The organism is Empedobacter sp. UBA2044, assembly GCF_002333005.1.
GTDB lineage: Bacteria > Bacteroidota > Bacteroidia > Flavobacteriales > Weeksellaceae > Empedobacter > Empedobacter falsenii_B.
On the sequence record NZ_DDBA01000003.1, the window covers coordinates 1 to 9,013 of the forward strand.

Sequence of the window (9,013 nt, forward strand, 5' to 3'; positions counted from 1 at the left end):
CAGTTTTTTGGATATTGCCTTAAGAGATGATGCCCCAAAATAATAAAGGTGAGTTTTAAAACTCACCTTTATTATTTTATGCTACCTAATTAATCATTCCTATATTATAGAACTTTTTATTTTTCCCACTCAAATATCAATTCTATATCAACTCTTTCTTTTTTTGGAAATTTAAAGTTACTATCTATTTCTCTTAGTTTATTTTTAATTCTTTCTGGTGTTTCAAATTTCAATTTTGGATATTCTTCAATGTTTTTAATTTCATATGAAGTATCTAATAAAGGATTTTTAATATTACTAACTTCAATTTTTGTAGCGCTTTTTAAAAACCATGAGTATCTTTTTTTATCTTCTTCAATAGAAACAATAGCTCCAGGTAATCCATTAAACTTCCATGGACCAACAGAAATTGGAATATCTAATGTAAACCAAACAGTATAATTTCTCCCTCTAAAAGATGTAGTGGCTTTCCTAATATTCAAATTATTTTCTGTTTTTATTTCGTCCCATATCTTCCAATTCATTTTAGGGATTTTTTCTTTAAATAAGAACATTTCTACATCTATTTGTTCTTGTATCACTACAACAGAATCTTTTAGATTGCTATATATTAAATCATTATCTAACGACTTTTGATTTAACACAATGTTATTCGCATCTATAGAATTAGTGTCTGTATTTTTTAATTTCTTTTCTACTGTATACAAACTTTCTTTTGTTTTTCCATTGTATTCTAATGTTGTATTATATATAGTCGTTTTATTAAATATAGATATATAATTTCTAAACTCGTATTCTAGCTTATAACTCTGACTATAAACAATATTTATACATAAAACATTCAATAACAATAAAATTATCTTCTTTTTCATAATTATTAAGTGTATAAAAAAAGCTATTAAATAATAGCTTTTTTTATTTATTCTCCGCCTGCTAATCTATCTGCAACCTCTTGCGTATATTCTTGTGCTTTTCTTTTACATGCATCTTCTGTTATAGTCCATACTATTGTTTCTGCGGCAAGTGATCCATCAGCATAGAATACTTTAATATTACACCATCCACCGAAAAATTCAGTTTTAAACTGTAGAGATGTTTGATTTGCCATAGCAAAAGTCCCCATAAGTGCGAAAACACTTGCAAATAAAATTTTCTTTATTTTTTTTTTAGTTTAAATATTGTTGATAATATTTCTAAATTAATATTATTTTTTAAAAACAAAAAAATTTAAATACTTAATTTAAGAAATATTTAAAAATGAAGTTTTTTACATTAGAGTTGAAATATCTTATAACACCTTTTATGTTAAGTAAAAAATCCCATCAAAAAATTTGATGGGAGTTTATATTTCTAACTTGTTTGTTCTTGATTAATGAGCTGATTCTCTATCTTTTGATCGATTTCTTTAAAGAATCCGAAACCTTTTAAGATAATGATTAATCCAAAGACTAAAAGACAAATACCAACTCCTTTTCGCACCATAAATACTTTTTGATCGGTAAAACGTTTCTGTAGCTTCCCTGCCAAAAATATTTTACCCAAATCTATTACAAAATAGGTCGTCAAAACAACGCCCATATACAGCATAAAATCGCTTGGATTTGGATATTGAATCATAATTGAAGAGACAATTACAAACCAAAAAACAATGACACCTATATTCAACAAATTCATAATAAATCCATTGATAAACGTTCTCAAATAATTGTTGCTTACAAATCCCGCTTCGCCTTCTATATGTAGCTTTGGTTTAGAGAAATACATGAAAATTCCGTAAATCAATACAAAGAAACCTGCAATGATATAAATGCGGTAAAACTTTGGATGATTGGTCACATAATCTGTAAAATCTTTACTTCCATAATAGGCTGCTGCAATACACAAAATATCAGCTGCAATAACTCCTAAATCTAGGACTACAGCGGTTTTCCAACTTCTACGCAAACTGGTTTCAATAAGTAAGAAAAATACAGGTCCAATAAGAATTGTACTTAACAAAAAACCTATTAGTATGGCCGAAAATATTATTTCCATAACATAATTAAGGTCTGCAAGATAAGTCTAAAATATGAAACTTAAGCATCAACTAATTCAAAATCTAATTGCTTCTTGATTAAATCAGCATTTAAAACTTTGATTCTAACCGGACTTCCTAACTGATATTTAACACGTGTGCGTTTACCTATTAAAGCATGATTTTTTTCGTCAAAAACAAAATGATCACCTTTCATAGCACGAGAACGAATCAAACCTTCGCAACGCGTTTCTGGGATTTCAACAAAGATTCCATAATCTTGTACACCTGTAATAAAAGCATCAAAAGTTTCGCCAACAAATTGCTCCATGTATTTTACTTGCATATATTTTATTGACTCTCTTTCTGCTTCTGCAGCAATTTTTTCGCGAGAAGAACAATGTTTTGCTTTATCTTCGTAAACAGCTGCTGCAGGAGATTTTTTATCATCTAAATAATCTTGCAACAATCGGTGCGCCATCATATCTGGATAACGACGAATTGGCGATGTAAAATGCGTGTAATAATCGAACGCTAAACCGTAATGTCCTATATTCTCTGTTGTATATTTTGCTTTCGCCATTGTTCGCATTGCCAAAGTTTCAACCATATTTTCTTCTGGTTTTCCTTTCACTTCTGCTAACAACTTATTCATAGAATTGATAGTTGTTTTACGATCTCCAATCTCTAATTCATACCCAAATTGACGAATAAAATTTTTTAAGTCTAATAGTTTATCTGGATTTGGATCATCGTGAACTCGATAAATATAAGTGTTCGCATTCTCTTTTCCATGTTTATCTAAACTAATGAATTCTGAAACTTTTTTGTTACATAATAACATGAATTCTTCAATCAATTTATTCGAATCTTTCGAAATTTTGAAGAAAATTCCTTGTGGATTATGCGCTTGATCTAAATCGAATTTTACTTCAACTTTATCAAAATTAACCGCTCCATATTTCATACGTTTTTGGCGCATTGTTTTGGCTAAACGATCTAAAGTCAAGATTTCATCTTTAAAATCGCCATCTTTTCCTTCGATAATTTCTTGTGCTTCTTCATATGTAAAACGTCTATCCGAATGTGTAACAGTACGACCAAACCATGTTTTTACAATCTTCGCATTATCATCCATTTCGAAAACTCCCGAAAACGTATATTTATCTTCGTTTGGACGCAAAGAACACGCAACATTCGACAACACTTCTGGCAACATTGGCACTACTCTATCCACCAAATAAACAGAAGTTGCACGCTTGTATGCTTCTTGCTCGATCAACGAACCTGGACGAACATAATGTGTAACATCGGCAATGTGAACACCAATTTCCCAGTTTCCATTCTCTAATTTTCGTATTGATAAAGCATCATCAAAATCTTTTGCATCTTTCGGGTCGATTGTAAATGTCGTTACATTTCGCATATCTCTACGACGAGCAGCTTCAGCTTCATCTATCGAAGTATCCAACTGATTTGCTTCTTCTTCAACTTCCTCTGGAAATTGTGCTGGCAAATCGTATTCTAACAAAATTGCATGAATTTCTACATCCGTATCGTCTGGACTACCCAAAACTTGCGTGATTTCACCAAATGGTGAATTAGATCCTTCTGGCCAATTTGTTAATCGAACCACAACTTTTTCTCCTGGTTGAGCATTTTTAATTTTCTCTTTCGGAATAAAGAAATCGTGGTTACCATTTTGCATCGTTACAAAACCAAAATTTCCGTTCTTTCCTAACTCGAAAATACCTGTAAATTCAGTTTTATTACGCTCGATAATTTCTACAATTTCTCCTTCTGCTCTCGATTGATTGGCATGTTTTTTTGGATAAACATATACGCGAACCGTATCGCCCATTAAGGCATTTCGCGTTTTTCCTTTTTGTACAAAGACATCTTGTTCAAGACCATCAATCATAATATAAGCGCTTCCCGAAGAAGTCAAATCCGCAATCCCAACCATATAATCATTGGTTGCATTGATTTTGTATTTTCCTCTTTCTACTTCAGAAATCTTTTTGTCAGCTAATAAAACATTCAAATTCTTAATCAATAATTCTGTATCAATTCGATTTGTTAGGTTTAAAGCTGCTGCAATTTGTTTATAATTTAAAGGTTTATTCGGATTTTGAAATAAAACTTCGATGATAGACTTCGTAAACTTTGTTATGTTTTTGTCTTTTTTCGCCTTTGTATTTTTAAAATTTCTTCTTGGCATAATTTGTTTTCTGTCAAATCTCTTCTTTTTTTTTAGAGATTTATTTTAAAATAGTTAATAAATAAACATCTTAATTATTTGATTATTAAATTATTTTTAATAACTATTGATAAGATGTTAATAAACAACATAACCACTGCAAAGGTAATATATCCTTTTTCTAAAATAACATTTTACAGCCAATTCTATGTTACGGAAAGGATAAGATTACTTGTAACGTTTTGATTTATTGCGAAAATTGAGCCAAAAAAGCTATTTTTGCATTGATAATTAATTGAATGAAAACTAAACCATTATATCAAACTTACTTGATTAACCTTGATAGAGCTACGGATCGGCTTGAATTGATGCAAAAAGAATTCGAAAAATGTGAGATTACTTACGAAAGAATTTCTGCTGTAGATGCCAAAACTTTGGATTCGTCAACCTATAAAATAAAAAATAAATATGACCGCGATTTAGTTCCTGGAGAAATTGGTTGTTATTTGAGTCATGTGAAAACGCTAGAAACTTTTTTGGCTTCTGAAAATGATTTTGGTTTGATTATAGAAGATGATGCAATTTTGGTTGATGATTTTAAATCTGCTGTAGAACATGCTCTTTCTAATTATGAAGAACTTTCTAACAAGCATAAATGGGATGTTTTGAAGCTATTTAACGGAAAAAGAAAACATATAAAAATTGCTGATGTGAATAATAAATACATTATTGGTGCTTGTGGAACGAGTATTCCAATCACAACAATTGCAGCCATTTGGACAAGAAAGGCCGCAGAAAAATTTTTGAATAAAATTAAAACGCCACTACCTATGATTCAACGTCCAATTGATTGTGATTTGCAGCATGCTTGGGAATTTGATTTAAGAATTTACAACCTTCTTCCATCGCTTGTTAAACCAGCTCCAGTAGAAACGCAAATTCAGATTAATCGCAGTTTAAGAAAGTCTAAATTTCCAAAACAAATTCAATACGAATTGAATCGATTATTTCCTAAATATTTCTATTTGATTAATCATCATGGTTTCAAAAAATTCTATGATAGTTTTATTGTGAAGAAAAATGAAAGAATTTCTTAATCAACAATTATTACACTTATTAAGTTACTGAATTAAAATAAATTAACAACCTTTATCAACAGTTATAAACATTGTTAATTTCGATATAAATTACAAAAATAGCAGTTTCAAAAATTTTGAAACTGCTTTTTCATTTATAATAATTCGATGCTTTCTTCTTTTAATTTTTCTTTTACTTTTCCGTCCCAAATACTCGCTTGTACTTCGCCAATATGTCGAGATTTCAACATAAACATACACATACGAGATTGTCCAATTCCACCTCCAATTGATTCTGTTAACTGATCATCTAACAACATCGAGTGAAATAATAAATTTTTACGATCCGAAAAATCTCTAATTTCTAATTGTTTGGTCAAAGCTTCTTTATCTACACGAATTCCCATCGAGGATAACTCGAAAGCAGATTCTAAAACAGGGTTCCAAACTAAAATATCACCATTAAGACCTCTAAAACCAGCACTGTTTTCTGTACTCCAATCGTCATAATCAGCAGCACGTGCATCGTGTAATTCTCCATTACTCAATTCTCCTCCAATTCCGTAAATAAAAACAGCTCCAAATTCTTTACAAATTGCATTTTCTCTTTCTTTCGGCGTAAGAGTTGGATATTTCTGTAATAAATCTTCAGACGAAATAAATGTAATTTGTTCTGGTAAAACAGCTTTCAATTGTGGATATTTTGCTTCTACATTTTGCTCCGTTTTTTTAATAACTTCATAAATCGATTTTACTGTCGAAAAAAGATAATCCAATTGGCGATCTTGCGGCACAATTACTTTTTCCCAATCCCATTGATCCACATAAATAGAGTGAATTGGCGAATAATCTTCGTCTGGACGCAAAGCGCGCATATCTGTTATAATTCCTTCGCCTGGCTCAATTTCTAATTCTTTCAAACGAATACGTTTCCATTTTGCCAAAGAATGTACAACTACCGCATTTTTATCATTCAAAGATTTTATAGGGAATTTTACAGGTCTTTCGATACTATTCAAATCATCATTAATACCTGTTCCATCCAAAACTACCAATGGTCCAGAAACTGGAATAATGTTTAATTCTTTTTGTAATCCTTTCGAAAATTCTTCTTTTACAAAAGAGATTGCTTGTTCTCTACGTAATAATGCTCTGCTCATCTTTTTAATCTTTAAATGATTTGTTTTTTTAACTGATGTAAAAGTAGAACAGCTAAAATCAATAAATATACTATTGACTTAAATTGGTTTAAAAATATTTAATTTTAAATATAAAATATTGTTTATAGTTAACTATTTAAACTTTATAATAGTTTTAAATTTAATTTTTAAAATAAAAATCGGTAAACTCTAACGAATTGACCGATTTTATATCTTATAATAGATGTATAAAATTATCCGTTGTATGAACAAGCAATTTTATCTACGCGTCCTTGGTGACGACCACCTTCAAATTCTGTTGCTAAAAATGTATTCACAATTTCTTCTGCATATTCATACGCAATAAAGCGTGCAGGTAAAGTTAACACATTTGCATTATTGTGTTGACGAGCTAACTTGGCAATATCCATCATCCAACATAATGCAGCACGAATTCCTTGGTGTTTATTTGCAGTCATTGTAACGCCTTGCGCACTACCACAAATCAAAATTCCGAAATCTGCTTTTCCATCTTCTACAGCTTGTGCCGTTGGGTGTGCAAAATCAGGGTAATCAACACTCGCTGTTGAGAACGTTCCAAAATCCTCAACCTCATATCCTTGACTTGTTAAAAAGGGTACTAATTTTTCCTTATAATCGAACCCAGCATGGTCCGCTCCGATTGCAATTTTCATTTAATTAACAGGTGTTTTTGTTGTTTTTGTTTAAATAATTGTAAATCAAATGTTAAGTAAAAGTAACAACTTGTTAAAAGATGATTGAATAAAACTAATAACTTTTCGAGAGAAAAATTTGGAAATCTGATTCAAAAAATCAATTAGAAATAAATCAATACAAGTCAAGTAAAACTTTTCATTTTGGCATAAAAGATTTACACATCGTTATGAATAGTTTTCACAAAACATCTTGCTAACAAAAGTTGTTTATCAACCAAAATGATAAATTGTTGATAGAATATCTAACTCTTTCATTACAAAACAAAATTACAAATAATAGCTTGTTAATTGCTATTAAATAAAATTTATCTCACTTTAGTTATCCACATATTAACAGTGCTAATAATAGTAACATTTTTTTCTTTTTTTAAAATTTAAAAATTAATTAAACTATATATATTATTATGAATTGTTAATAGTTGAAAATTGTATTGAATGATTTTAAGTCTCAAAATGAAAGTTTGATTACTTTTGTGTAGTTCAAAATTTCAAATCAAAATATGAAAACAATCAACGACTACAATTTCGAAAACAAGAAAGCATTGATTCGTGTTGACTTCAATGTTCCGCAAGACGAAAATTTAAATGTGACAGATGATACACGTATTAGAGCTGCAAAACCAACGATCGACAAAATATTGAAAGATGGTGGCGCTGTTGTATTAATGAGTCATTTGGGACGTCCTAAAGGCGAATTCAATGATAAATATTCATTAAAACATATTGCATCAAAAGTTTCAGAAATTCTTGGCGTTGATGTGATCGTTGCGAATGATGTTATTGGCGATGATGCGAAACAAAAAGTAAGTAATCTAAAACCAGGCCAAGTTTTATTATTAGAGAATGTTCGTTTCCACAATGAGGAAGAAGCTGGAGATAAAGACTTTGCAAAAGAATTGGCTCAATTTGGAGATATTTATGTGAATGACGCTTTCGGAACAGCACACCGCGCACATGCTTCGACTGCAATTATTGCTGAATTTTTCCCGGGAAATAAATGTTTTGGTTTGTTAATGGAACAAGAATTAACAGCTATTAACAAAGTGTTAGATGATGGTGAAAAACCTGTAACAGCGGTACTTGGAGGAGCTAAAGTGTCTTCTAAAATTACGATTATCAACAATATTTTACCAGTTATTGATAACTTGATTATTGGTGGTGGAATGACGTATACATTTGTGAAAGCAAATGGAGGAAAAATTGGAAATTCGTTGGTAGAAGATGATAAATTAGATTTAGCGAAAGAAATTTTGGCTGAATGTGAAAAACATAATGTAAAAGTTTATTTACCGGTTGACAATGTAATTGCTGATAATTTCAGTAATGATGCAAATACACAAACAGTTCCTTCGGATCAAATTCCTGATGGATGGATGGGAATGGATGTTGGTGAAGAATCGTCAAAAGTTTTTGCAGATGTAATTAACAATTCGAAAACAATTCTTTGGAATGGTCCTTTAGGTGTTTTTGAAATGTCAAATTTTGCAAAAGGAACTATTGCTTTAGGTAATGCAATTGCTGAAGCTACGGCAAACGGCGCTTTCTCGCTTGTTGGTGGTGGAGATTCTGTTGCTTTCGTAAAACAATTTGGTTACGACGACAAAGTAAGCTACGTTTCTACAGGAGGTGGCGCAATGTTAGAATCGTTGGAAGGTAAAGAATTACCAGGAGTTGCTGCGATTTTAAAATAAGAAAAGGAAAAAAATACTTAAAATAGTAAAAAATTAAGTCGAGCATTTGCTCGACTTTTTTTGTCTTAATTGTTAAGCTGAATTTATTTCAACTTCTCATCTTAATGATTAGGTTCTTCACTTTGCTGTCGTTTCGTTCCTTTAGATTTGAAAATC

The 9,013-nt window shown here is 30.6% G+C and carries 8 protein-coding genes; 2 read left to right on the top strand and 6 right to left on the bottom strand.

Features of this window, described 5'->3' with window-relative positions:
* Positions 1 to 116 precede the first annotated feature (116 nt).
* From B4E59_RS00605 to rnr, 4 genes are all read right to left on the bottom strand, one after another.
* Positions 117 to 872, bottom strand: a complete 756-nt coding sequence (locus B4E59_RS00605; RefSeq protein ID WP_291050654.1) for a GLPGLI family protein — start codon at positions 870 to 872, stop codon at positions 117 to 119.
* Between the two features lie 47 nt (positions 873 to 919).
* Complete coding sequence (locus B4E59_RS00610) at positions 920 to 1,108, bottom strand: hypothetical protein (RefSeq protein WP_291050657.1); 189 nt, start codon at positions 1,106 to 1,108, stop codon at positions 920 to 922.
* Between the two features lie 242 nt (positions 1,109 to 1,350).
* A complete protein-coding gene (locus B4E59_RS00615) occupies positions 1,351 to 2,034 on the bottom strand; it encodes a LysE family translocator (protein WP_125349109.1) in 684 nt (227 codons plus the stop codon).
* Between the two features lie 41 nt (positions 2,035 to 2,075).
* A complete protein-coding gene (gene rnr / locus B4E59_RS00620) occupies positions 2,076 to 4,235 on the bottom strand; it encodes a ribonuclease R (RefSeq protein WP_286495668.1) in 2,160 nt (719 codons plus the stop codon).
* 278 nt (positions 4,236 to 4,513) lie between these two features.
* On the opposite strand from rnr, the gene B4E59_RS00625 reads away from it, so the two are divergent.
* A complete protein-coding gene (locus B4E59_RS00625) occupies positions 4,514 to 5,311 on the top strand; it encodes a glycosyltransferase family 25 protein (protein WP_291050661.1) in 798 nt (265 codons plus the stop codon).
* A gap of 134 nt (positions 5,312 to 5,445) precedes the next feature.
* Here the strand turns inward: B4E59_RS00625 and asnA are convergent, their stop codons facing one another.
* A complete protein-coding gene (asnA, locus tag B4E59_RS00630; protein ID WP_038336194.1) occupies positions 5,446 to 6,450 on the bottom strand; it encodes an aspartate--ammonia ligase in 1,005 nt (334 codons plus the stop codon).
* A gap of 233 nt (positions 6,451 to 6,683) precedes the next feature.
* Positions 6,684 to 7,124: a ribose 5-phosphate isomerase B gene (rpiB, locus tag B4E59_RS00635; RefSeq protein WP_291047401.1), complete on the bottom strand. Its 441-nt coding sequence runs from the start codon at positions 7,122 to 7,124 to the stop codon at positions 6,684 to 6,686.
* Positions 7,125 to 7,666: 542 nt separating this feature from the next.
* On the opposite strand from rpiB, the gene B4E59_RS00640 reads away from it, so the two are divergent.
* Positions 7,667 to 8,857, top strand: a complete 1,191-nt coding sequence (locus tag B4E59_RS00640) for a phosphoglycerate kinase (protein WP_291050666.1) — start codon at positions 7,667 to 7,669, stop codon at positions 8,855 to 8,857.
* The last annotated feature ends 156 nt before the right edge of the window (positions 8,858 to 9,013 follow it).